Source organism: Streptomyces sp. NPDC127114, from assembly GCF_042677525.1.
Taxonomy (GTDB): Bacteria; Actinomycetota; Actinomycetes; order Streptomycetales; family Streptomycetaceae; genus Streptomyces.
Genome location: NZ_JBHXTJ010000080.1, coordinates 1 through 1,033 on the forward strand (window position 1 = coordinate 1; position 1,033 = coordinate 1,033).

Genomic DNA, 1,033 nt, shown 5'->3' on the forward strand with positions numbered 1-1,033 from the left:
CAGCCAGACGGTGGGCGCGGGCGCCGGGCCGCCGGCGCGCGCGGCGGCGATGCCGGCCAGGGCGGTGGTGCGGCCGGTGCCGGGCGTGCCGACGACGGCGCGGACGGGTGCGGCGCCGTCGTCGAGGACGCGCGGCTCGGGCAGGTCGTCGAGGGCGCCGGTGGTGGTGGCGGTGAGCTCCAGGATCCCGGCGGCGTTGAGGTCGCGGCCGTAGCAGGGCACGGTGGCGGCGTTGCGGCGGAACAGCGCGGCGAGGGGCCCCAGCGGGGGGATGGGCAGGGCGTGTCCCGCGGCGCGCCGGTCGCCGTGGGCGGCGGTGCCGAGGACGGCGAGGACGGCGCCGGTGGCGGGGTCGAGCACGGGCCCGCCGGCGGCCGTTCCGCCGTCGTTGAGGGCCTCGGCTCCCTCCGTGCCGATGGCGAGTTCGAGGGCGGCTCCCGCGGTGGCGCCGAGGACGCGGGCCTCGCGCCAGCCGTGCGCGGAGATCCGGACGTACGTGCCGGGCTCGATGTCCTGCCGGTGGGCGAGGGGCAGCGGGCGGGCGGCGAGTCCGGCGGTCCGGACGAGGGCGAGTCCGCTCTCGGGCAGCGGGGTGATGTCGGCGGCCGTGGCGCGCCGGACCGGGCCGCCGGGGACGCTCAGCAGCAGGCCCTGCTGTCCGGCGACGACCTCGTGGCCGGTGAGCAGGGTGCCCTGGTGGTCGGTGAGGAATCCGGTGCCGAGGGGACGGCCGCGCGGATCCTCGATCCGTACCAGTGTCGCCAGGTCCCCGCTCCCCATGATCCGACGGTAGGTCGGCGGTGATCAGCGGGAGAAGCGCGCGAGCCGAACGCGCCCCCTCACACTCCCCCGTTCACTTCGAGCGCCTCCCCGTAGGGGTGAACCTGGGGACATGACGGCGGGGGGGGGGGGCCCCCGAGGCCCCCCCCCCGCCCCCGGGCCCGCCGGGGGGAGGGGGGCCGGCGGGCCCCGGGGGGGGGGGAGCCGCAAAAAGCCCCGCGAGTAGCCCTGCGCCCCGCGGACACGCCCACGG

At 79.4% G+C, this 1,033-nt stretch carries 1 protein-coding gene; it reads right to left on the reverse strand.

Translation table 11 applies throughout. From position 1 onward, the window contains the following. Positions 1–780 (reverse strand): trypsin-like peptidase domain-containing protein (locus ACFVGS_RS36835; protein WP_385696792.1); only part of this gene is annotated, 780 nt, incomplete at its 3' end. Positions 781–1,033 lie beyond the last annotated feature (253 nt).